General features: G+C 68.2%; 19 protein-coding genes. 5 read left to right on the plus strand and 14 right to left on the minus strand.

Annotated features, from left to right (window positions below):
- Window positions 1-106 precede the first annotated feature (106 nt).
- Entirely contained in the window at window positions 107-1,516 is a 1,410-nt protein-coding gene (locus tag J5J86_RS16570) for an amidase (RefSeq protein WP_209099912.1), read from the plus strand.
- Window positions 1,517-1,559: 43 nt separating this feature from the next.
- Here J5J86_RS16570 and J5J86_RS16575 read toward each other — a convergent pair whose 3' ends face one another.
- From J5J86_RS16575 to J5J86_RS16625, 11 genes are all read right to left on the minus strand, one after another.
- Window positions 1,560-2,939, minus strand: coding sequence for an aminotransferase family protein (locus J5J86_RS16575; protein WP_209099914.1), 1,380 nt, complete (start codon window positions 2,937-2,939; stop codon window positions 1,560-1,562).
- A 69-nt stretch (window positions 2,940-3,008) separates the two neighbouring features.
- Window positions 3,009-3,770 (minus strand): SDR family NAD(P)-dependent oxidoreductase, encoded by a 762-nt coding sequence (locus tag J5J86_RS16580; RefSeq protein WP_209099916.1) that lies wholly within the window; start codon window positions 3,768-3,770, stop codon window positions 3,009-3,011.
- Window positions 3,771-3,781: 11 nt separating this feature from the next.
- Window positions 3,782-4,537, minus strand: coding sequence for a sulfite exporter TauE/SafE family protein (locus J5J86_RS16585; RefSeq protein ID WP_209099918.1), 756 nt, complete (start codon window positions 4,535-4,537; stop codon window positions 3,782-3,784).
- Between the two features lie 256 nt (window positions 4,538-4,793).
- Window positions 4,794-6,293 (minus strand): MocR-like pyridoxine biosynthesis transcription factor PdxR, encoded by a 1,500-nt coding sequence (gene pdxR / locus J5J86_RS16590; protein WP_247657649.1) that lies wholly within the window; start codon window positions 6,291-6,293, stop codon window positions 4,794-4,796.
- Window positions 6,294-6,396: 103 nt separating this feature from the next.
- Complete coding sequence (locus tag J5J86_RS16595) at window positions 6,397-7,422, minus strand: ABC transporter ATP-binding protein (protein ID WP_209099922.1); 1,026 nt, start codon at window positions 7,420-7,422, stop codon at window positions 6,397-6,399.
- On the minus strand, window positions 7,419-8,417 hold the full coding sequence (locus tag J5J86_RS16600) for an ABC transporter ATP-binding protein (protein ID WP_209099924.1): 999 nt from the start codon (window positions 8,415-8,417) through the stop codon (window positions 7,419-7,421). Before J5J86_RS16600 ends, J5J86_RS16595 begins: the two co-directional genes overlap by 4 nt.
- 1 nt (window position 8,418) lies before the next feature.
- On the minus strand, window positions 8,419-9,315 hold the full coding sequence (locus tag J5J86_RS16605; RefSeq protein WP_209099926.1) for an ABC transporter permease: 897 nt from the start codon (window positions 9,313-9,315) through the stop codon (window positions 8,419-8,421).
- Entirely contained in the window at window positions 9,312-10,307 is a 996-nt protein-coding gene (locus tag J5J86_RS16610) for an ABC transporter permease (RefSeq protein WP_209099928.1), read from the minus strand. The genes J5J86_RS16605 and J5J86_RS16610 overlap by 4 nt, the downstream gene beginning before the upstream one ends.
- Complete coding sequence (locus J5J86_RS16615) at window positions 10,304-11,890, minus strand: ABC transporter substrate-binding protein (protein ID WP_209099936.1); 1,587 nt, start codon at window positions 11,888-11,890, stop codon at window positions 10,304-10,306. Before J5J86_RS16615 ends, J5J86_RS16610 begins: the two co-directional genes overlap by 4 nt.
- A complete protein-coding gene (locus J5J86_RS16620) occupies window positions 11,881-12,909 on the minus strand; it encodes a CobW family GTP-binding protein (RefSeq protein ID WP_209099938.1) in 1,029 nt (342 codons plus the stop codon). The genes J5J86_RS16615 and J5J86_RS16620 overlap by 10 nt, the downstream gene beginning before the upstream one ends.
- Window positions 12,906-14,531, minus strand: coding sequence for an amidohydrolase (locus J5J86_RS16625; RefSeq protein ID WP_342449103.1), 1,626 nt, complete (start codon window positions 14,529-14,531; stop codon window positions 12,906-12,908). The genes J5J86_RS16620 and J5J86_RS16625 overlap by 4 nt, the downstream gene beginning before the upstream one ends.
- Before the next feature lie 414 nt (window positions 14,532-14,945).
- Here J5J86_RS16625 and J5J86_RS16630 point away from each other — a divergent pair, with 414 nt between their 5' ends.
- On the plus strand, window positions 14,946-15,620 hold the full coding sequence (locus tag J5J86_RS16630) for an SH3 domain-containing protein (RefSeq protein WP_209099940.1): 675 nt from the start codon (window positions 14,946-14,948) through the stop codon (window positions 15,618-15,620).
- A 67-nt stretch (window positions 15,621-15,687) separates the two neighbouring features.
- Here the strand turns inward: J5J86_RS16630 and J5J86_RS16635 are convergent, their stop codons facing one another.
- The 3 genes from J5J86_RS16635 to J5J86_RS16645 all read right to left on the minus strand — a co-directional run bounded on the left by J5J86_RS16635 (window position 15,688) and on the right by J5J86_RS16645 (window position 18,422).
- On the minus strand, window positions 15,688-16,041 hold the full coding sequence (locus J5J86_RS16635) for a hypothetical protein (RefSeq protein ID WP_209099942.1): 354 nt from the start codon (window positions 16,039-16,041) through the stop codon (window positions 15,688-15,690).
- 324 nt (window positions 16,042-16,365) lie between these two features.
- Window positions 16,366-17,691 carry an ATP-binding protein gene (locus J5J86_RS16640; RefSeq protein WP_209099944.1) on the minus strand — a complete coding sequence of 442 codons (1,326 nt, stop codon included), beginning with the start codon at window positions 17,689-17,691 and terminating at the stop codon, window positions 16,366-16,368.
- A gap of 11 nt (window positions 17,692-17,702) precedes the next feature.
- Complete coding sequence (locus J5J86_RS16645) at window positions 17,703-18,422, minus strand: response regulator (RefSeq protein WP_209099946.1); 720 nt, start codon at window positions 18,420-18,422, stop codon at window positions 17,703-17,705.
- A 259-nt stretch (window positions 18,423-18,681) separates the two neighbouring features.
- Between J5J86_RS16645 and J5J86_RS16650 the strand changes: the two genes are divergently transcribed.
- From J5J86_RS16650 to J5J86_RS16660, 3 genes are all read left to right on the plus strand, one after another.
- Window positions 18,682-18,954: a cysteine rich repeat-containing protein gene (locus J5J86_RS16650; RefSeq protein WP_209099948.1), complete on the plus strand. Its 273-nt coding sequence runs from the start codon at window positions 18,682-18,684 to the stop codon at window positions 18,952-18,954.
- A 115-nt stretch (window positions 18,955-19,069) separates the two neighbouring features.
- Window positions 19,070-20,197 (plus strand): efflux RND transporter periplasmic adaptor subunit, encoded by a 1,128-nt coding sequence (locus J5J86_RS16655; protein WP_209099950.1) that lies wholly within the window; start codon window positions 19,070-19,072, stop codon window positions 20,195-20,197.
- A gap of 74 nt (window positions 20,198-20,271) precedes the next feature.
- Window positions 20,272-21,357, plus strand: coding sequence for an ABC transporter permease (locus J5J86_RS16660; protein ID WP_247657651.1), 1,086 nt, complete (start codon window positions 20,272-20,274; stop codon window positions 21,355-21,357).
- The last annotated feature ends 7 nt before the right edge of the window (window positions 21,358-21,364 follow it).

The following is a 21,364-nucleotide window of genomic DNA, read 5'->3' on the forward strand; positions in this document are numbered from 1 at the left end:
GCGCGTCGCTGGGTCTGGAAACGGAAGGCGTGACCCGTCAGGAAAGAGAAACGGGCCGCAGGTTATGGAACCTGCCCCCGCCCACTGAAACCTTGAGCGATCGCCCATGACCTCCCTCCATGAACTGGGCGCTGTGCCCCTGGGACGCCTCATCCGCATCGGGCAGGCCTCGTGCCGCGACATTGCGTGTGCATTTCTCGATCGCATCGAAATGCTCAATCCCCGCTACAATGCGGTGGTTTCGCTCCGCCCGCGCGAGGACATTCTGCGCGAGGCCGAGGCCGCTGACGCGCGCGTGGCCGCAGGAGAGCCGCTCGGCCCGCTCCACGGCCTTCCCATGGCGGTGAAGGACCTCAGCCCCACGGCCGGGCTGCGCACGACGTTCGGCTCGCCGATTTTCGCGGACTTTATCCCCGAGACGGATTCGCTCCTGGTGGAGCGGCTGAAGGCGGCAGGCGCGGTGATCATCGGCAAGACCAACACGCCGGAATTCGGCTTGGGGTCGCACACCTATAATCCGGTGTTCGGGGCCACCCGCAATGCCTTCGATCCCTCCCGCAGCGCCGGGGGCTCCAGCGGCGGGGCGGCGGTTGCCGTGGCGCTTGGCCTCCTGCCGGTGGCGGACGGCAGCGATTTCGGCGGATCGCTGCGCAATCCGGCGGCCTATGGCAACATTTTCGGCCTGCGTCCCGGGCAAGGGCGGGTTCCGACCTGGCCTTCTGCCGATCCCTATTTCGCCCAGTTGAGCACCGACGGCCCCATGGCCCGCACGGTGGAGGACCTGGCCCTGCTGCTGGATGTGATGGCGGGCTACGATCGGCGCGCCCCGCTCTCTCTGCCCGCGGAGGCCACATTCGGCGACGCCACGCCGCCGGCGGTGCCGCGCATCGGCTGGCTCGGCGACCTCGGCGGTCACCTGCCGTTCGAGCCGGGCATCCTTGACCTGTGCGAGGGCGCGCTGAAGGCCACGTCCGCCGCCGGCGCGCAGGTGGAGCCTGTCACGCCCGCGTTCGATTTCGAGGCCCTGTGGCGGGCCTTCGTGGTGCTGCGCCAGTTCAACCAGCTGGCGCGCCTCAAGCCTTTGTACGAGGACCCGCGCACGCAGGCGCTGCTCAAGCCCGAGGCGGTGTGGGAGGCGGAAGGCGGGCTTCGCCTCGGCGCGGCCGACCTGTCGGCCGCCATCCAGATGCGCGGGCGCTGGTATGGCGAAATCTGCCGCCTGTTCGATGGGTTCGATTTTCTGGCCATCCCCTCGGCGCAGGTCTTCCCCTTCCCGGTGGAGATGCATTGGCCGCAGACGATCAACGGACGCGCCATGGACAGCTATCACCGCTGGATGGAAGTGATCGTCCCCGCGACCCTCTCCGGCTGCCCGGTGATCAGCGTTCCGGCCGGTTTCAAGGACGGCCTGCCCATGGGGCTCCAGATCATCGGTGCGCCGCGCGGCGAGCGCGCGCTTCTGGCCTTCGCCCGCGCCTATGAGGCGATGCTGCCGGTGCCCACCGGCGCGCTGTGAGCGGGTGCGTAGCCGGGACCCTGGGTCCCGGCTACGCACGGCGTCAGAACACGCGGCCGAGCGCGCCGTCGATGGCCTCCACAGTGCGGTCGATGTCATCAGCCGTGGCGATCAAAGCCGGGCTGAGGCACAGCGTGTTGTTGAACCCCGGAATGGAGCGGTTGGTGGCGCCGATGATCACGCCCTGCGCCATGCAGTCCGCGATGACCGCCTGGACGCGCTTCTCGTCGGCCGGCTCGCGTGTCGCGCGGTCCGCCACCAGCTCGGCCCCGCAGAACAGGCCCTTGCCGCGCACCTCGCCGATGGCCGCATGGCGTTCGGCGAGGCCGTTCAGCCCGTCCATCAGGCGGGCGCCCATCTGCACCGTATTGTTCAGCAGATCCTCGTCCTCGATGATGCGCATGTTTTCAAGCGCTGCCGCTGGCCCCGCGACACAGCCGCCGAACGTGGAGATGTCACGGAAGAAGGACATGGGATCGGACGGATCATCCTTGAAGAGGTCGAAGACCTGTTCGGTCGTGGTGGTGCACGAGATCGCCGCATAGCCCGAGGCGACACCCTTCGCCATGGTCACGAAGTCCGGCTGGATTCCGTAATTCTGGTAGCCGAACCAGGTGCCCGTGCGTCCGACCCCGCAGACCACCTCGTCGATATGCAGCAGGATGGAATGGCGCCGGCAGATGTCCTGCACCTTTTCCCAATAGCCGGAGGGCGGGGTGATCACGCCGCCGCCGGCGGTCACCGGCTCCAGGCACAGCGCGCCCACCGTGTCCGGCCCCTCGCGCAGAATGACCTGCTCGATGGCGTCGGCGGCCATCTCGCCGTAATTGTCCACCGCTCCGAACTGGCTGCGATATTCCAGGCAGTGAGGCACTTCAACGAAGCCACCCGGCAGCGGCCCGTACTGCTCGTAACGCTGGGGCTGGCCGCAGGCGGCCAGCGTGCCGAGCGTGGTGCCGTGATAGTCGCGCTCGCGGAACAGGATCTTGGACTTGCGGCCGCCATGATGCCGGTGCGCGATCTGGCGCACCATCTTGAACACCTTCTCGTTCGCCTCCGAGCCCGAGTTGGAATAATAGACGCGGGTCATGCCCGGCATCTTTTCCATCAGCTTGCGGGCGAACAGCGCGCCCGGGATGGACCCGGCGGCGCCTGCGAAATAGTTGAGCTTCACCAATTGGTCGCGCACCGCATCTGCGATGCTGACGCGCCCGTATCCCACATTCACAGTCCATACGCCGCCCGACAGGGCGTCGAGGAATTCCCGGCCCGTCGCGTCCCACAGGCGCAGGCCCTTGCCCTCCACAAACACGCGCGGATCGCTGGTCTCGAACGCCTTGTGCTGGACCAGATGGTGCCAGACATGGGCGCGGTCGGCCTCGATCACCTCACGCATGTCGTTGGAACGCAGCATTTCATTCATGGCAAATCTCCTTGCGGGTCCGGCGCACGCGCCAGACGGGCGGTCGGGGGGCGAAATGGGCGCGCGTCCTCAGGCGGCGGCGGTGCGGTGCACGGCAAAGGGGGCCCAGGACTGGCTCACCGGCATGAGTTCGAGGCTGTTCACATTCACATGAGGCGGCAGGCCCGCGACCCAGCCCACGGCCTCTGCGATGTCCGACGGCTGGAGCGCGTGGGCGCCGGCATAAAGTGCGTCGTACGCGGCCTTATCGCCGCCGGTGCGGACCAGCGTGAACTCGCTTTCTGAGAGCCCCGGCTCCAGCGAGGTCACACGCACTCCGTGTCGGGAGAGGTCGCACCGCAGGCCGAGCGAGAACTGGCGCACGAAGGCTTTGGTGCCCCCATAGACGTTCCCCCCCGGATAAGGCCAATGCGCCGCGATGGACGCCAGATTGACGATGAGGCCGTGGGTCGCGATCAGATCGTCGATGAGCAGGCGCGTGATGGTAGCGAGCCCTGTGATGTTGGTGTCGATCATCTGCTTCCAGTGATCGAGGTCGCAGGCTTGCGCGGGACCGGTGCCCAAGGCGAGCCCGGCATTGTTGACGAGGGCGGAGATTGGGCGAAAGTCATCGGGAAGCGCGGCGAGCGCGGCTTTCGTGGCATCCGCGTCCGTGATGTCGAAGGTCAAGGGATGGGCATGCTGCGCGCCACCCAGATCGCGGGCCAGCGCCTGCAGGCGCTCCCGCCGCCGCCCCGTCACGACGACCCGCCAGCCATCTGCCACCAGGCGGCGCGCGATAGCGTCGCCAAATCCGGCGGTGGCGCCGGTCACCAATGCGATCTTTGACATGCAGGGGTCCTTCATTGCCAGGTCAGGACGTCCGCGCCCAAGGCGAGGACGGTCTGGACGAGGCCAGCGGCGGCGATGGCGACCAATCCGCCCGCCGAAAGGCGCCGCCAGGCCTCGGAACTGATGCGCGTGCTCAGCGCGCGGCCCAGCGCGAAGCCGGCGCAGGTGGGAAGTCCAAACTGGGCCAGATGGGCAGGAAGGTCTGGGCCGAGGCCACCCAGCATGGCGCGCGCCAGGAGGCTGATCGCATCCACCGCGCCGAAGAAGACCGCGAGCGTTCCCTTCAGCATCCGTTGGTCGGACCCGCGCGCCAGCAGCCAGGCGGCAATCAGCGGCCCGCCTACCGCGAAGGCCGCGAGCAGCGCGCCCACCACGCAGGCGATCAGCGCACCGAGGACGGTATGGCGCAGCCAGTGCGGCGGGTGACGGACCATGGCGAGGCAGGCGGCCAGGAACACCGCCACCGCAACCAGTTGCTTGGCGGTTTCCGCATCAAGTTGGACCGCCAGCAGCGTGCCACCGAGCGCACCGAAGAAGCCCATGACGAGCAGCATGCGCGTGATCGGCCAGTCCACCCGTCCATGGTCGCGATCCATCAGCAGGAAGATGGTGAGCACAAGGTCGGCGATCAGGATGAAGACGACGCCTTCGCTCGGTGAGGGAAAGGCGAACAGGCCCAGCGCCGCGATGAGCGCGAAACCGAAACCGGTCAGGCCGCGAAAGGTCGCGGCCAGGAACGAGATGCCGCCGAACACGAGCAGGGACATGACTGCGGCACCTCCTAAGGACGCGGTGCCGGGAGCGGACGAGGCGGAAGCAGGGGCGATGGGAACCGTTGCCCTCAAGAAGCCCTCGTCCGGCGCGCTGCGCCGGCGGATCCTTGCCGCCATTTGGCGGACGGGACCCAGCGGGCATAAGAGCCAGCGACGAGGCAATGACGGGGCCACGCCCCTGCGGAGGCACGGGCAGCGCGCGGCCGGAAAGGCTTACAGGAGAGCCGGAGCGGGCCGGCGACGCGGGCCGTTATAGCTTCCGGCCGCGGCTCACGCGGCCGGCATGGGCCGGCATGAGCCCCGCCAGCAGCCGCAGGCCCGTTTCGATCCGGTGGGTCGCAATGGCGGTGAAACCCAGGCGGAAGAAACGCCGCGCCTCCTCCGGCCGGTTGAAGAAGATGTCACCCGGTTCGAGCAGCACGCCATGTTCAACGCGCGCCTGCTCGGCAATGGCGCGCATGTCGGTGCCGGGCGGCGCCTCGATCCAGAAGCTGGTCGCGCTCGGATCGCGCCGCCAATGGCAGTCGGGCAGGAGTGCCGGCAGCAGGGATTCGATCAGGTCCGCACGGGTCTTCAGCACCTCACCGCAGCGTTTCAGATGGTGCCGGTAATGGCCGAGCGCGATGAAGGTGGCGAGGCTGCGCTGATTGTTGGAGGGGGGATGGCGCAGCATCAGCCGCCGCAGCACCCGCAATTCAGCCACAACCGGCGCGGGCGCCACGATGTAGCCGACCCGCAGACCCGGCGCGAGCGCCTTGGAGAAGCTGCCCACATAGATCACCCGTCCCGACGGATCGAGGCTCTTCAGGCATGGGATGGCCTGGCCGCCGTCGAAATCCATGTCCGCTTCGTAATCATCCTCCACGATCAGGATGTCGTGGCGCTCGGCCATGGCCAGCAGGTCGCGTCGGCGCGCCAGAGGCATGACGGCGGTGGTGGGACATTGGTGGCCCACGGTGAGGAACGCCACCTTGCGGCCCGCAAGGCGGGAGTCCGGCACGACGCCGTGGGCATCCACGGTGAGGTTCACCACGTCCTGCGTGGTCAGGCGCACCATGTTGCGGACATCGGTATAGCCGGGATTTTCCACCCCCACCGGGGTGTCGCGCCCCACCAGCAACTGCACCAGCATGGACAGCGCCTGCTGGGAGCCGATGGTCACGATGATCTCGTCGGCACTCGCAATCACGCCGCGGCGGGGCAGGACGTGCTGGCGCAACTGGTCCACGAGGTCCGCGTCGTCTTCGTCGATCAGATCGCCGGCCCAGCCGTTGATCTGCCGGACATGGGAGGCCGCCCGCACGCTCTCGCGCCAATTGTTGCTGGGAAAGAGCGCGGGATCGAACTGGCCGAACAGGAAGGGGTAGGGATAGGACAGCCAATCCCTCGGCTTGACGATCTGGGGCTGGGCGGACGGGCGCATGGCGAAGCGGGCGGACCAGTCGGCCCCTCCCGCCTTGGGCACCAGGCGCGGCTTGCGGCTGGGCGGCGAGACCGCGACGAAAATGCCGCATCGCTCGCGCGCCACCAGGAGCCCTTCGTCCACCAGTTGCTGGTAGGCCGCATTCACCGTGTTGCGGCCGATGCCAAGCAGGCTCGCCAGCTGGCGGGAGGACGGCAAGCGGACATCGACCCCCAGCTGGTTGGTCTCCACCGCATGCACGATGGCGCGCCGAAGCTGGACATGCAGGTGGGCACCGGTACGGTCCGGCTCCCCGAAAATGCGCTTCCAGCGGAGTTCGTCGTCCACGTCGTTCGCTGCTCCGTCATGACTGTGTCGGGTCATGAGAAGCAAGACCGGTGCCAGCACTGCGCACCCTCCGCAGCCGGGCCGAGAAAGGCCCGGCCGCGCCTCAGGCGCAGAGGGTGGCCGGCTGGGCGGAAAAATCCGGGGCTTCGATCTCGCCCGCGCGGTGGCAGGACACGAAATGGCGCGGTCCCACCGCGACCGGGAGCGGCGCTTCCGCCCGGCAGCGATCCTCCGCAAAGGCGCATCGCCCGGCGAAGCGGCAGCCTCTCGGCGGGTCGATGGGGCTCGGCGGCTCACCCCGGACGAGGTAGCGCGCCTTCAGCCGGTCGCGCATCACTCCGGCCGGAACGGCGGCCGAGATGAGCGACCAGCTATAGGGGTGCCGGGGGGCCGTGAAGAAGCTCGCCGTCGGCCCCTGCTCGATGATCTGGCCGAGATACATGACCGCGATCTCGTCGCACAGATGCTGCACCACGCCGAGATCGTGGGAGATGAAAATATAGGCAATGCCCCGCTCCTCCTGGAGACGGCGCAAAAGGTTGAGGATCTGCGCCTGGATCGCCACGTCGAGCGCAGAGACCGCCTCGTCGCAGACGATCAGGTCGGGTTCCGTGGCGAGGGCACGGGCGATGCACAGGCGCTGGCGCTGCCCGCCGGAGAACTGGTGCGGATAGAGAAACGCCGCCTCCGGCGGAAGGCCGACCGAAAGCAGGAGCTGCGCCACCCGCTCCGCCGCGGCGCGGCGCGAGAGTCCTTCCAGAAGGCGCAGCGGCTCGGCCACCAGCTCGCCCGCCTGACGGCGCGGGTCGAGGGAGGCGAAGGGGTCCTGGAACACCATCTGGATGCGGCGGCGCGCCTGACGCAGGCGCCGGCCGCGCAGGGCGAGGAAATCCTCATCATGAAGCACCACCTGGCCGGCCGTGGCGGGCACCAGCCGCATCACGCCCTGGGCCGTGGTGGATTTGCCCGAACCCGATTCCCCGACAATGCCGAGGCTGCGGCCCTCCTGGACCTCGAAGCTCACGCCGTCCACCGCGTGCACCACCCGGCCGCCCGGGGCGGGGAAATGCACCGTCAGGTCGTTGACCTGGAGGACGGGACGCCGACGATCGCTGTCCATCATGCTCATGCGGCGGCCCTTCCCTCGGGATGGCGGCAGGACACCGCATGGTGGGGAGAAATCTCGGAGAGCGGCGGCTGCATCTCCTGGGTGCAGGCCCCCGTGGCGCGCGCGCAGCGCGGCGCGAAGGTGCAGGACGCCGGCCTCTGCCCCAACGGAGGCACAAGGCCCGGAATCTCCTGAAGCAGGTCAGGCGCGGCGGCCGCCGCCGCCCCAAGCCTGAGATGCGGAGAGCAGGCCATCAGCCCGCGCGTATAGGGGTGGCGCGGCGCGCGCATGACCTCCTGGGTCGGCCCCTGCTCGACGCACCGCCCGGCATAGAGCACCGCGACCGTCTCGGTGATGTCCGCCACCGCGCCGAGATCGTGGGTGATGAGAACGATGGCGGTTCCCATTTCCTGCTGCAGGTCCTTCAACAGGTCGAAGACCTGCGCCTGCACCGTCACATCGAGCGCGGTGGTGGGTTCGTCCGCGATCAGGAGCTTGGGCCGGCAGGCCAGCGCCATGGCGATCATGACGCGTTGGCGCATGCCGCCCGACAAAGCGTGGGGATAGGCATGGAGCCGTTGCTCGGCGGCCGGAATCTGAACCGCCTTCAGCATGGCAAGCGCCCGCTCCATGGCCGCCTTGCGGCCCAGCCCCTGGTGCAGCCGCAGCGCCTCGCAGATCTGGTCGCCCACGGTGAAGACCGGGTTCAGGGCCGTCATGGGCTCCTGGAAGATCATGGACATGGCGTTGCCGCGCAAGGCGCGCAGGCGCCCGGGCGCGACCTTCGCCACGTCTTCGCCATCCAGCAGGATGGCCCCCGATTCGAGAGCGAACCCTTCGGGCAGCAGGCCCATGATGGCCAGGGCCGTCATGCTCTTTCCGCACCCGGATTCCCCCACAAGGGCGATGGTGCGGCCACGGTCGAGGTCGAAGGAGAGGCGCTCCAGGACAGGAACCGGACCGGACGGCCGCTTCAGCAGGACCGTGAGGTCGCGGACGGACAGGATGGGGCTCATGTCAACGCTTCCTGAGGCGGGGATTGATGGCGTCGTTGAAGGCGTCGCCCACGAGGCTGGTACCGAGAACCGCGAGGAAGATGGCGCCGCCGGGAAACAGCACCGTCCACCAGGCATCGAGCGCATAGGCCCGGTTCTGTCCCAGCATGAGGCCCCAGCTCATGACATTGGGGTCGCCAAGGCCGAGGAAGCTCAGGGCGCCTTCGAACAGGATCGCGGTGCCCACCGCGAGGGTGGCGGAAACAATGATCGGCGGCGCCGCATTGGGCAGGACCACGCGCAGGATGAGATAGGCCGGCGTGGCGCCGCACGCCCGCGCCGCCTTGACGAATTCCAGCCCGCGCAAGCGCAGGAATTCGGCGCGCGCGAGCCGCGCGGTAGGTGGCCAGGAGACGATGCCGATGGCGATGGTGGTGACCGTGAGATGCTGGCCGAACAGGGTCACCAGAACCATGGCGAACAACAGCGTCGGCAAGGTCTGGAAGAATTCGGTGACCTTCATGAGCAAGGTGTCGGCCGCGCCGCCGAAGAACCCCGCGATCGAGCCGAAGGCGACGCCGATGACCACCGTAATCAGGGCGGAGGTGAACCCGACCGCGAGGCTCGCCCGACCGCCCTGGAGCAGCCCGGCGAGGATGTCGCGACCGAGATAGTCGGTTCCGAGCACCGGGTCCTCGCCCGGCGGCTGGAACGGCATCCCGGCAATATCGAGCGCGTCCACGCCATAAAGCTGCGGGCCGGCCAGGGCCGCGACCACCAGCGCGGTCAGGATCAGCAGGCCGGCAAGCCCGATGGGATTGGCCAGGAACAGGCGAAAGGCGGTGGCCCCCGGCGAGGCGACGGTGCGCGGCGCGGCGGACGGCGCGGCTGTGGGGGCGCGTGTCTCGATGGCGGTCATGCAGCCCTCCCGGTCCGGATGCGGGGATCGATCAGTCGGTAGATGACATCGGTCAGCAGGTTCACCAGGACCACCAGAAGCGCCGAGAAGAACAGGATGCCGAGCAGGGTCGGATAATCCCGCCGCAGGATGGAATCGAACACCAGCCGTCCAAGACCCGGCCAGGAAAACACCGTCTCCACGAGGACCGCCCCGGCGAACATCTGGCCGAACTGCATCCCGACCATGGTCACGAGGGGGATCAGGGCGTTGCGCAACGCATGCTTGCCCATGACCACCCGTTCCGGCAGTCCCTTGGCCCGCGCCGTGCGCACATAGTCGGCATGCAGCGCGTCAATCATGCTCGCCCGCATCAGGCGGCTGTATTGGGCGATATAGACGATGGCCAGGGTGACCGTCGGCAGGACCAGATGGCTCAGCACGTCGAGCACATAAGCCAGCCCGGTATGACGCGCGGCGGGGTCATCCATGCCGGCCACGGGAAGGACCGGCCAGAGGGAGGAAAACAGGACCAGCAGCATGAGGCCGGTCCAGAACACGGGCGCGGCATGGGCGGCGGTTGAGCCCACCGACACCGCGCGGCTCAGGGCGCCATTGGGCTTGCGGGCCGCGAGCGCCCCAAGCCCGCCCCCGACCACAACCGCGACAAACAAGGCGGAGACCACCAGCAGCAGGGTCGCCGGCAGTCGGTTCAGGATCAGCCCCGTCACCGGCTGGTTGAAGTAGAAGGAATAGCCCAGGTCCCCCTGGGCCACCTTCCCGAGATAGGTGAGAAGCTGCTCCGGAAGGGAGCGGTCGAGGCCATATTGCGCGCGGATCTGCGCCAGCACCTCGGGGGAGGCGCCGCCCATCTCCCCGGCGATCACCTGCGCCGGATCTCCCGGCGCAGTCTGGATCAGCAGGAAGTTGAGCACCACCACGGTCGCCAGGAGGCCGACAATGTTGAGCGCCTGTCGCGCGGCTCGCCCGAGGAATGCCGACGCCCTCGTCATTTCGCCGCCCCGGAGGACCAGGAGACTTCGTCGAGCGGGGACAGCACGCCCCAGATCGAATCCGGCAGGCCCGTCAGACGTTGATCATAGGCGGTGCGATAGGGGGTCACGTTGATGAAGGTGATCGGAACCTCATCGGCGACGATCTTCTGGAACTCGCTATAGAGCGCCTTGCGCTTGGTGGGATCACCTTCGATCGCGGCCGCATCGAGAAGCTCGTCCACGCGCTTGTTGCTGTATTGCTGCGTGTTGGACCAGATGACGCCCTTCCGGATGTTGCTGCTGAGATAGGTGCGCGCCACGCCGATGACGGGGTCGGCCCAGTTGAACACCGAGTCCATGGTCAGGTCGAAATCGAAGTTCGCGACCCGCTGCGCCCAGGTGGCGAAGTCGGGCGCCGCGCGCACTTCCAGGGTCACGCCGATGCGCTTGAAGGCGGAGCGCAGATATTCGGCGACGTTGCGCTGCTGCTCGTTCTGGTTCGGAATATAGTCGATGGTCAGGGTCAGGCGCGTGCCGTCGGCGCCCTTCTTGAGGCCCGCCTCGTCCAGCAGCTGCTCCGCCTTCTTCAGGTCGAGCTTGTACTGCTCCAGATTGGGCTCAAACAGGGGCGAGCTTGGAACGATGGGGCCGGTCGCCGGGGTCGCGGTGCCGCCCATCAGCTTCTGGGTGATGAAATCCCGGTTCACCGCATAGGCCAAGGCCTTGCGCACCCGCACATCGTCCAGCGGCTTCTTGCCGGTGTTGAAGGCCAGCCAGTTGAGCGGGCCGATGCCCTCATATCCCTTGGTCGTGATCCCGACGCCCGCAGCGCCCGTCAGGCGCTTCACGTCGAGGACGCCGGTGAGGAAGGGCAGCATGCCCACTTCGTGCCGCTCGGTCGCGATCACCAGGCTGTTCATGTCCGGCAGGATGCGGAACACGATCCGCTCCAGCTTGGGGCGGCCGGGCAGGAAGAACTTGTCGAACCGCTCCAGCTCGATGGTCTCGCCCTGCTTGTAGGACACGAGCTTGAACGGCCCGGAGCCCACGGGCGCAAGGTTTGCCGGATGGGTGCGGATGTCCTGCCCGTCGCCATAGACGTGCTTCGGCAGGATCGGCATCAGCGCCGGAGACATGGCGAGCAGCAAAGCGGGGTGCGGACGCGAAAGGCGCAGCACCACCGTATGGGCGTCTGGCGTCTCGATGCTCTCCACCGGCGCCAGCATGGTCTGGAAGGGGTGGTTCTTCTTGATGACGTCGATGGAGAAGGCCACGTCGGCGGAGGTGACGGGCTGGCCGTCGTGGAACACCGCCGTCTTCACCAGATGCAGGGTCACCGACCGGCCATCCGGCGAAACCTCCCAGGATTCAGCAAGATAGGGCTGGGGATTCCACTTGTCGTCATAGCGCAGAGGGCTGGCGAACAATTGGGTGGAGATCATGCCCGTCGCGAGCCCGGACTGCACCGCGCCGTTGAAGTGGCGTGCGACCTGCGTGGTTCCGATCACCAGCGGAGCCATGGTCTCGGCGCGGACGGGCGCGGCGAGCGCCATGAGGCAGGAGACGCCTGCGGCGATGAATGCGCGTTTGGTCAGTTGCATCGGGGATGGTCTCCGGTGACGTTGCAGGGCGGGGCAGGCGTAAGGCAAGCGGGGATCGGGAGGGGGACGGGGAGAAGGGCGAGATCGAGCAGGTCCGCCAGCGCGCGGTCGGCGGGCCCATCGCCCGACGCGATACCCACCAGAGCGATCTCGCCCGGCGGCACTGCATCACCTTGCAACGGCGTCATTGTCCAGCGCCGTCCCACCATCTGCAGAATATGAGGCGTGGCGTGCGGACCCAGGCGCACCCACCCCTTCAGGCGCAGCAGGTCCGCCGGCGCGCGGTTCAGCGCCGCGCGCAACGCGTTGGGCTCGAACGCGCCGGCGCGTTCATACAGGATGCGGCCGAAGCGCGTCTCGTGGCTTGCGGGGGAAGAGGCGCGGAAGCGCGAACGTCGCTCATCGAGCCCCGGCGCCACAATCTGTGCCGGAATCCGGGCGTCCACCGCCTCCAGCACCGGGCAGCGCGGCGCGAGCCCCTCCAGCGCGGCCCGCGCCTGCGCCCGCCCTGCATCATCCATCCGGTCGCATTTGTTGAGGATCAGGATGTCTGCGGCCTGTACCTGCCGCAGCACGGTGTCGCCGATGCGCGGATCGCGCAATTGGGACGCGACGCTCTCCGCGTCCACCACCACGAGGATCGCGCTCAGGACCAGATCCGGCTCCACCAGCGCAATGTCCGCAATGGCGCTGGGATCGCCGACGCCGCTCGCTTCGATGAGGATGTGATCGAACCCTTCCGGCTCCGCCAGCACCCGCGCCAGCGTCGTCAGGAACCCTTCTCCGAGGCTGCAGCAGATACAGCCATTGGTCAGGCGCAGGGTTTGGCCGTCATGGCTGGCGATCAGGCCGGCATCCACATTGACCGCGCCGAAATCGTTCACCAGCACCGCGTAACGGCGCTCTCCGCCGGCGAGGAGGTGATTGACCAGGGTCGTCTTGCCGGCCCCCAGAAAGCCCCCGATGACGGTGAGGGGCTGGGGTTGGCGCGGGCGGGACGGGCGGGACGGGCGCCTCATGCGCGCGCCGCCGGGTGGATGGCGCCGCCGACCATTGTGGCGAGGATCGCGATGTCCTTCAGCGCCTCGGGCGGCGTGGTGAGCGGGTCGTCGGCGAGAACCACGAAATCGGCTTGCTTGCCGGGCGTGATGGAGCCGATGTCCGTGTCCATGTGCAGGGTGTAGGCGGCGCCGAGGGTGATGGCATGAAGCGCCTGCGGAACGCTGAGCCGTTCCTCCGGGCCGAGCACGGCACCGGACGACGACATGCGGTTGACCGCGCACCAGGCGACGAACAACGGCCCCAGGGGCGTGACCGGCGCGTCGGAGTGGATCGAGAAGGGAATGCCCATCCGCAGCGCGCTGGCGGCCGGGTTCATGCGCGCCACGCGCTCGGGGCCGATGGTCACGTCGCGGTGCACGTCGCCCCAGTAATAAAGGTGGTTGGAGAACAGGTTGACGCACAGTCCCAGCGCCTTGGCGCGGGCGAGCTGCTCGGGCCGGGCCATCTGGCAATGCTGGAGCGTGTGCCGGTGATCGGCCCTCGGCGCCGTTTCGAGCGCGCAGGCGACCGCGTCCAGCGCGGCATCCGTCGCCTCGTCGCCATTGGTGTGGATGTGCAACTGCACCCCGGCCGCATGGTAGATGCCGACAATGCGCTTCAGGTCCTCGGGGGCCACGTACCAAAGGCCGTTCGGCGCGCCATTGTGGTAGCCCGGCGCACCGAGGCGCGCCGTGAAGCCCTGGATCGAGCCGTCCACGATGATCTTTACGAGGCCGAATTTCAGCCGCTCGGTATTCTCCGCCCGCAGCGCCGCGATGCGCGCCACGCCTTCTTCCGGCGGGCACGAGGCGGAGGCCAGGGCCGGCACGATACGCACCGGCAGATCGGGCGTGCACGCCGCCCTGTAGATGTCCACGGTGCTGGCGGGAAGGTCGTTGTGCAGGTCCGCGATGGTGGTGATGCCCTGGACCTGCGCGGCGGCGGCAAACCGGGTCACGTCCGCGGGCTCCAGGTCGCCGGTCCAGGAGGTCCAGCCGAGTGCGCGCAACAGGCGCAGGCGCGGTGCGATCCCCTGCAATTCCCCGCTCGGCGCGCCATCCTCCTGCTTCACCACGCCGGCAATGGCGGTCTCGGAGGTGAAGCCCGTCAGCTCGAGCACGCGGCTGTTGGCGACGATGATGTGGAGGCTGGCATGGAACACCACGATGGGGCGCTCCGGCGAGATGCGGTCCAGATCGCGCCGCGTCAGGCGCGCGCCTGCGATATGCAGCGGGTCGAAGCCCCAGCCCACCAGGACGCTCTCACCCGGATCGGCGCGGTGCGCCTGTGCCAGGCGGTCAATCACCGCGTCGATGGAGGCGAGGCCGGCCACCTTTTGCCCCGCGGGATTACGCCGCTCGCCCGCGCCCACATAGGTGTATTTCCACAGCGTGCCTTCCATGACATGAGCGTGGCCTTCGACGAAGCCGGGCAAGATCACCGCCTCGGCGAAGCGCTGGTCCACGGGCATGCCTTCAAAGTCCGAGGCCGTCCCCACGGACTGAATGCGCCCGTCCTTGACGGCCACATGGGTGGCCTCGGGGCGGGTTGGATCCATGGTGATGATGCGGCGCGCCTCGAAAACCGTCGTTTCGCCCACTTCGCAGCCTCCTCAATCTGCAAGCGAGTATGGGCGCGCGAGGAGCAAACCACAGGGGCCAGCGGGCAAAGAGCGATGGAGCCAGAGGGAGACCGGCCTAGCGCCACCCCTCCGTGCTCCGGAAAGGCGTCCGTAGCTTGTCTCAGCCGGAAGCGATCTTTGTCAGGGCCTGCTAATGGCCTGCGATACGTCACGCCGGTATGTTGGCTCCCGCTCTCCGTCGGCCTTCGGCGGCTCACGTGGCGAGATCGCCGCGCCCACGAACATCGGTGGTGAAGCCAGGAACCACGCCTGCGCAGGCTCAGCTGTCACAAATCGAAACTTTCACGAGACACGCAAGCGAGGGCTGCCCCCTATGCAGGTTGGCGGACGAACAGCGGTCGCCCCAACGGGCGGCCCATGTGAGGTTACGCCATGCTCAGAACACTCCTTCTCGCCGCCGTACTGGCAGGGGCCGCCGCATCGGCGGCCAACGCCGCGACCCCCGCGATTGCCGTTACCAACGTCAATCTGCGTGCGGGTCCTTCCACAGTGTATCCGGCAGTTACCATCGTGCCGGCGGGCGCTCCCATCACCACATTTGGCTGTGTCGCGGGATACAGCTGGTGCGACATCGGGTTCGGCGCGTATCGGGGCTGGGTGGCGGCCCCCTATATCCAGGTCAGCTATGGCGGGGCACCCGTAGTGCTCACCGCCCCGCTCGCGCCGACCGTGGGCATCACCGTGGTGACGTTCAACCGCGCCTATTGGGACCGCTATTATGTGGGTTACCCCTGGTATGGACGCTGGGCCGCCTATCCGCCCTACGCTCCGCCGCGGGTGACCTCGGCCCACCGGTCGGTGGGTTGCGCTGGCGGCACCTGTGTGGGCGTTCGCGGGGCCACGGGCGTCTATGGCGGATCGACGGCGCAGACCCGCGTCTGCACCACCGGTTCCTGCACCTCCACCCGCGTCACCAACGGGCCAAATGGTGGCACCGCCGCACGCACCCGCCAATGCGCGACCGGACAGGGCTGCACCACCGATCGTGCGGTGGTGGGTCCCAACGGCGGCGTGCATACTGGCTCGCGTACCGTTCAGCGCCCCTGAGGTGGCCTCACGCGGGGCAGGGCCGGGCGCTCCGGCGCCCGGCCCCTTGCCGCTCCGACCATGCGCGTCAGAGCGGGACGCCGCCTCCTTGACGCTGGCGTGCGGCGATGAAATGGGCGATCCGCTCCACTAGCTTGGCTTGCATCTGCCGCGCCATGTCCATCTGCTCCGGCGTCAGCACTGCCTTGAGCCGTGCGACGGCCTCCTGCAGCGCGCGGGCCTTTTCCGCCCGTGCGATGGCCGCGCCAGCCATGTCCTGCGCCAGGCCGAAAGCGTCGGGATTGGCGCGCTTCGGGTCGTCCAGCAGGTGCCGGACTTGCTCTCCGGACGGCAGGAAGGCGATAAGCGCCGCGCTGTAGGCGCGCCAGGCATCCATCTGGCCGCTGCGAATGCCGAGTGCGGTTTCCTGGCCGGACAGCAACAGGCTGGCTACGAGGCGAACGGCCGCAAGATCGACGCGGGCCCAGGCTCGGCGCCGTAGGGGGGCATCTCGCAACTCCAGGGACCGGCGGCCTGGGCGGGGGAGACGCGGGGACTGCCTCCATCGTCCGTCGGATCCTGCGCAAGGCCGTGAGTTGGAGCGCCGCCAGCGACCACCAAGGCGAGGACGGCGGCGGCCCCGTACATCCGTGCGGAGCGATCAAGGGAAAATGCGCATCTCATGGCTTTCATCCTTTGCCGTTGAGGAGCGTCAAGGATGGGCGCCGGAGGTGTCTGCGCGCGCACGGCAGCATGTCCGTTTGTATCAGGCTGCGAGGTCCATCCGCCGCAGCCCCACGCGGACCGAAAGCCCGCCGACGCGGCTCTCCCCAAGCGCGATGGTTCCGCCATGCCTTTCGACCAAGCGGCGCACGATGGTGAGGCCGAGGCCCGTACCCCCGCTGTCCCTGTTACGGGAGGCCTCAAGGCGATGAAAGGGCTCGAAGACGCGCCCGCGCTCCTCGACCGGGATGCCGGGACCGTCGTCCTCGATCGTCAGCACAGCACGCGGCCCCTCCAGTTCGATTCCGGCCGTGATATGGGTGCCGTAGCGCAAGGCGTTGCCCACGAGATTGCCGATGATGCGCGCGAGCGGCTTCTCACCCATGGCGACCCACACTGGCCCCTCGGACCCGCACAGCACCACGCGCCCCTCTCCAACCTCGTCCACCTGGAGGCGCAGCGTGGCGGCAAGGTCCGCACCGGCGGGCTCGGGCGTGGAAAAGGTATCCTGCGCAAAGTCCAGCGTGTCTTCCACCAGGGCCTGCATGGCCTCCACATCGGCGATGGCGCCCGCCCGATGACGGCTCTCCGGCATCATTTCGACACGCAGGCGCAGTCGGGTCAGATAGGTGCGCAGGTCATGGGAGATGGCGCCGAGCGCCAGCGTCCGGTTGCGCACCAGAGCGGCGATGCGCTCCTGCATGGCATTGACCGCACGGATCAGCTTGCGCAGTTCCGGTGCGCCGCGCTCGGATATGGCAAAGAGATCCATGCCGTCGCCGACCCGGTCGATCTCCCGCGCGAGGCGTGTGATGGGTCGCATCTCGCGTGCCACCGCCACCAACGCCGCAACCGCGACGACCACACCGAACAGGCCGGCGAAGAAGCCGATGGGTACACCCAGCAGCCGGACGGTGACGCGATCCTCCACGTCGAGCCAGAGATAGCCGCGCTCCGCGAGCGCCACATAGACGCTCAGCGTGCTGCCGCGCCCGCTTTCACCCTGCCCCTCCAACTGCACCCGCACCTCGCGCGCCTCGATCCCGCGCGCGGCGAGGGCGGCGCGGATGGCGCGCTCGATCCGCACCAGCTCGTTCTTGCGGACGAGCCCGTCGGGCAAGGCGGGAATGATCGCCATGGTCCGGCCGCCCTCGTTGAAGGCGTCAGCCAGCGCCGGCCGGAGGCTCGGTGGCATCTTGTCCACCAAAAGGACCAGCGCGGCGATCCGTCCCGGCAGGGCGGGAGACCCATCACCAAGTATTCGCCGACCCTCGCCGGCACCGAAATAGAAGACCAGCGCCAGCAGTTGGATGGCAAAAAGCGCCACCGCGACGATGAGGATGATGCGGGCGAGCAGGCCAAGGCGCATGGGCTTGAACGTCAGGCCTCGCGCACGTCGGCAGAGAAGAGATAGCCGGCATTGCGCACCGTGGTGATAGGCTGCTCGGCCTCTCCGAGGCTGCCTGAGAGCTTGCCGCGCAGCCGCGAGACGGTGACGTCGATGGTGCGGTCGAAGGGATCGCCGCCGGCACGTCCCCGCGTGAGGTCCAGGAGCTGATCGCGCGAGAGCACCCGGCCCGGACGCTCTAGGAAACAGAGCAGCAGGTCGAACTCGGCGGTGGTCAGGTTCACCCGCTGCCCGGCCTCATCCACCAGGGTGCGCGCGTCGAGGTCCGCCACGAGACCGGCGAAGCGCCGCTTGCGCCTCCCCGGCACGGCGGCGGCGAGGGGGCCGGAGGCCCGGCGCAGCAAGGCGCGGACGCGCGCCAGCAATTCTCGCGGATTGAATGGCTTGCCCAGATAGTCGTCGGCCCCGATCTCCAGCCCGACAATGCGATCCACGTCATCCCGCTTGGCCGTGAGCATAAGGATCGGCACCCGGCTTTTGGCCCGCAGGCGGCGGCAGATGGACAGCCCGTCTTCGCCCGGCAGCATGATGTCGAGAATGACGAGATCCGGCATTCCGCGCATCAGGGCGCGGTCCATCAGGATCCCGCTTCCGACCGCGTCCACTTCGTATCCCTCGCGGCCGAGGAAATCCACGAGAAGGCTGCGAATATCGCGGTCATCCTCCACCAGAAGCAGTCTTGTGGCAGTCATGATGCATGGCATGGCAGGCCGCGGCGCCCCGCGCAAGGCGTTCGGGCGGCGCCGATACAAACTGCAATAATAGGGCTCCGTATGGAGACACGGGCGCAAAAGACCCTGGCCATTCTGCGCTCCGTCGCTGCGCATCCCACACCCTCGCCGGCGGCACGGCAGGCATGTCCTGCCGGCCATGGCGCCTGCTCCGGCTGGACGCCCCCCGCCGGGCGGGTGCCATGGTCCTCCATTCCAGTCCCGGATAGGAGCCGACATCATGTTGCGTGCGTTTCTTCTCCCTGCCAGCCTCGTGTTTGCCTTTGGTGTCCCGCTCGGTCTCGTCGCCAGCGGAACGGCCGCGGCGCAGGCTCTTTCGCGGGCCCAGATGCAGACCGTGCGCGCCGCGTGCGAGGCGGACATCCGCGCCACTTGTCCCGGCGTGCAGCCCGGCGGCGGGCGCATCCTTCAGTGCATCAAAGCCAATCCCGACAAGATTTCCCAACTCTGCAAAGACGCCCTCATCGCCGTGAAGGCCGAGCAGGCGCAGTGACCGGTCCAGAGCGTTCGTCTTCTTCAGGCGTTTTCATATCATGACCTTGCAGTGTGAAGGTGAGGGGGCGCGCGCGCTCTCGCCACCGCCTCCGCGCCCCAGGCGTTGTCGCGCGGTGCGGCTTGCCGCGCTAGTCGGCGCGGCCCTCGCCTTGGGGGCCATCGGCCTGCGCTATTTCTATCCTCATGAAGTGGAGGGCGAGATCCTGCGGCCGGGCCTGCTGGATGTTGAGCTGCAGGGGCCGGGCACGCTTGCCGCCTTGACGGAGGCGAGCCTGAGCACCCGTTTCCAGGCCCGCATCACAGACCTTGCCGTTGATCGCAACGATGTGGTCACTCAGGGAGAGATCCTCGCGCGGCTGGCGTGCGAGGATCTCAGCGCGGACCGCGACGCCGCCGATGCGAGCGCTCGGGCAGCCGAGCGCGCGGTGCGCGCCATGGAGGCCGAGCGCGACCGGGCTGTCGCTACCCTGGAAAAGGCGCGCGCCACGCATGAACGGCAAGTGGCCCTGTTCGCCAAGGGCGTGGCCAGCGAAGCCGGGCTGGAAGACGCGGTCGCCGCCCGTCGCCAGGCCGAGGCAGATATTGCCCGTGCCAACCGCGCCGTCGATCAGGCGGAAGCCGAGCGCGATGCCGCGGCGGCGCGCCTTTCGTTCGCCCGGACCCAGCTGGACGACAGCATCCTACGGGCACCAATTTCCGGCATTGTTGTGTCGCGTAGCCATCACGTGGGCGAGGTACTTGCCCCCGGCAGCGAGGTGCTCCATCTCGTCGATCCGTCTAGCCTCGTGCTGACCACGCGGCTCGACGAGAGCGCCATTGCCGCCATTCTCCCGGGACAGGCGGCCCGCGTCACCTTCACCCGTACGGCGGATTCCATCGCCGGCCATGTTCTGAGGCTCGGGCGGGAGGTCGATGCGGAGACACGCGAGTTCGAGATCGACATCGCGCTCGACACCGTTCCCGCCCATTGGGCGCTGGGCCAGCGCGCCATGGCGCGCATCCTGATTGCCCAGCGCGGGCCGGTGCTGAGCGTGCCGACTTCCTTCATCGTCTGGCGGGACGGCCTTCCGGGCGTGTGGGTGATGACCCGCGCCCGCGCGCGGTGGCGCGCGGTGGCACTGGGCGAAAGCGGCTTGGACCGCGTGGAGATCCGCCAGGGCCTCAGCGCCGACCAGACCATCCTCAAGCCCGGCACTCTCTACCCCTTCATGCGTGTGCACGTTGTGGGTCGCGCCACATGAACCTGGCATTGAAGGACACGCTGCACGCCCCGACGCGCTTCGCACTGACCGCGTTTGGCGTTGCCTTTCTCATCATGGCCGTGATCGGCATGATCGGCCTCTATCGGGGCATCGTCGAGGATGCGCTGCTGATCATCGACCGGATCGACGCGGACCTGTGGGTGGTCCAAGGCGAGCGTGCCGGTCCCTTCGCCGAGGGGTCAGCCGTGGCGGCCGACATGGACCGCAGGGTCGAGGGCGTGCCGGGCGTGGCGGATGTCCGCCGCTTCACCCAATTCAGCCAGCAGTTCAATTTCGCGGGCGTCGCGCGCCGGGTCACTGTCACCGGCGTGGATGTGCCGCGCGATGACGGGCGATGGCTGTCCCTCACAGAGGGGTGCTGGCTCGCCGGCAGACGCTACGAGGCGGTGGCGGATGCCAGCACCGGCTTGAAAGTCGGCGATCGGATCCAACTGGCGCGCGACACCTACACCGTTGTCGGGCTCACGCGGTACATGGTGGATTCGGCGGGCGACGGGCTGCTGTTCGTCGGTATCAATGATGCCGCCGTGATTGCCCGCCGCCGTACCTCGGAAGAAATTCACCTGGCTCGGGCGGGGCGAGCGGATGCGGCCGCCGTCAGCGCCGACGCCTCCTCCGTGGCGCAGGAAAGCAAGATCGCCGCGGTCCTGGTGCGACTCAACCCTGCCGCCGATGCCGGGCAGGTCATCGCGGCCTTTCGGCGCTGGGGCGACGTGGAGGTGCTGACCACCGCCGAACAGCGCCACCTGATGTTGAACGCCCGGCTCTGGAAGCTGCGCCTTCAGATCCTCAGCTTCACCGGGATGATCCTCGTCATTACGGCCATCGTGGTGTCGCTGATCGTCTACACCATGACACTTGAGAAGCTGCACGAGATCGCGCTTCTCAAGCTGATGGGCGCGCGGGAACGCGTGGTGATCGCCTTGATCGGTCAACAGGCCGCGTTCATCGGCATCGCCGGCTATGTCTTCGCGCTTGTGCTCTCCGTCCTCGTCTTTCCCCTTTTCCCCCGTCGGGTCGTGATGCTGCCCTCGGACCTCGGGCAGATCGCTCTGGCCTTGGCACTTGTCTGTGCGGTCGCGGCTTTCGTGGGGATCGCGCGGGCCTCGCAGGTGGGCGCGCGGGAGGTGCTCTCGTGAGCGGTGC

The sequence above is a fragment of the Aquabacter sp. L1I39 genome, assembly GCF_017742835.1.
GTDB lineage: Bacteria > Pseudomonadota > Alphaproteobacteria > Rhizobiales > Xanthobacteraceae > L1I39.

Bases quoted from the DNA above. Each gene is read 5' to 3' on its own strand.
- J5J86_RS16600 (WP_209099924.1), bottom strand. From the start codon at position 8,417: ATGAGCCCCATCCTGTCCGTCCGCGACCTCACGGTCCTGCTGAAGCGG.
- J5J86_RS16660 (WP_247657651.1), top strand. From the start codon at position 20,272: ATGGCCGTGATCGGCATGATCGGCCTCTATCGGGGCATCGTCGAGGAT.
- J5J86_RS16640 (WP_209099944.1), bottom strand. From the start codon at position 17,691: ATGCGCCTTGGCCTGCTCGCCCGCATCATCCTCATCGTCGCGGTGGCG.
- J5J86_RS16620 (WP_209099938.1), bottom strand. From the start codon at position 12,909: ATGAGGCGCCCGTCCCGCCCGTCCCGCCCGCGCCAACCCCAGCCCCTC.
- J5J86_RS16630 (WP_209099940.1), top strand. From the start codon at position 14,946: ATGCTCAGAACACTCCTTCTCGCCGCCGTACTGGCAGGGGCCGCCGCA.
- J5J86_RS16575 (WP_209099914.1), bottom strand. From the start codon at position 2,939: ATGAATGAAATGCTGCGTTCCAACGACATGCGTGAGGTGATCGAGGCC.
- J5J86_RS16595 (WP_209099922.1), bottom strand. From the start codon at position 7,422: ATGAGCATGATGGACAGCGATCGTCGGCGTCCCGTCCTCCAGGTCAAC.
- J5J86_RS16645 (WP_209099946.1), bottom strand. From the start codon at position 18,422: ATGACTGCCACAAGACTGCTTCTGGTGGAGGATGACCGCGATATTCGC.
- J5J86_RS16650 (WP_209099948.1), top strand. From the start codon at position 18,682: ATGTTGCGTGCGTTTCTTCTCCCTGCCAGCCTCGTGTTTGCCTTTGGT.
- J5J86_RS16585 (WP_209099918.1), bottom strand. From the start codon at position 4,537: ATGTCCCTGCTCGTGTTCGGCGGCATCTCGTTCCTGGCCGCGACCTTT.
- J5J86_RS16605 (WP_209099926.1), bottom strand. From the start codon at position 9,315: ATGACCGCCATCGAGACACGCGCCCCCACAGCCGCGCCGTCCGCCGCG.
- J5J86_RS16570 (WP_209099912.1), top strand. From the start codon at position 107: ATGACCTCCCTCCATGAACTGGGCGCTGTGCCCCTGGGACGCCTCATC.
- J5J86_RS16610 (WP_209099928.1), bottom strand. From the start codon at position 10,307: ATGACGAGGGCGTCGGCATTCCTCGGGCGAGCCGCGCGACAGGCGCTC.
- J5J86_RS16615 (WP_209099936.1), bottom strand. From the start codon at position 11,890: ATGCAACTGACCAAACGCGCATTCATCGCCGCAGGCGTCTCCTGCCTC.
- J5J86_RS16580 (WP_209099916.1), bottom strand. From the start codon at position 3,770: ATGTCAAAGATCGCATTGGTGACCGGCGCCACCGCCGGATTTGGCGAC.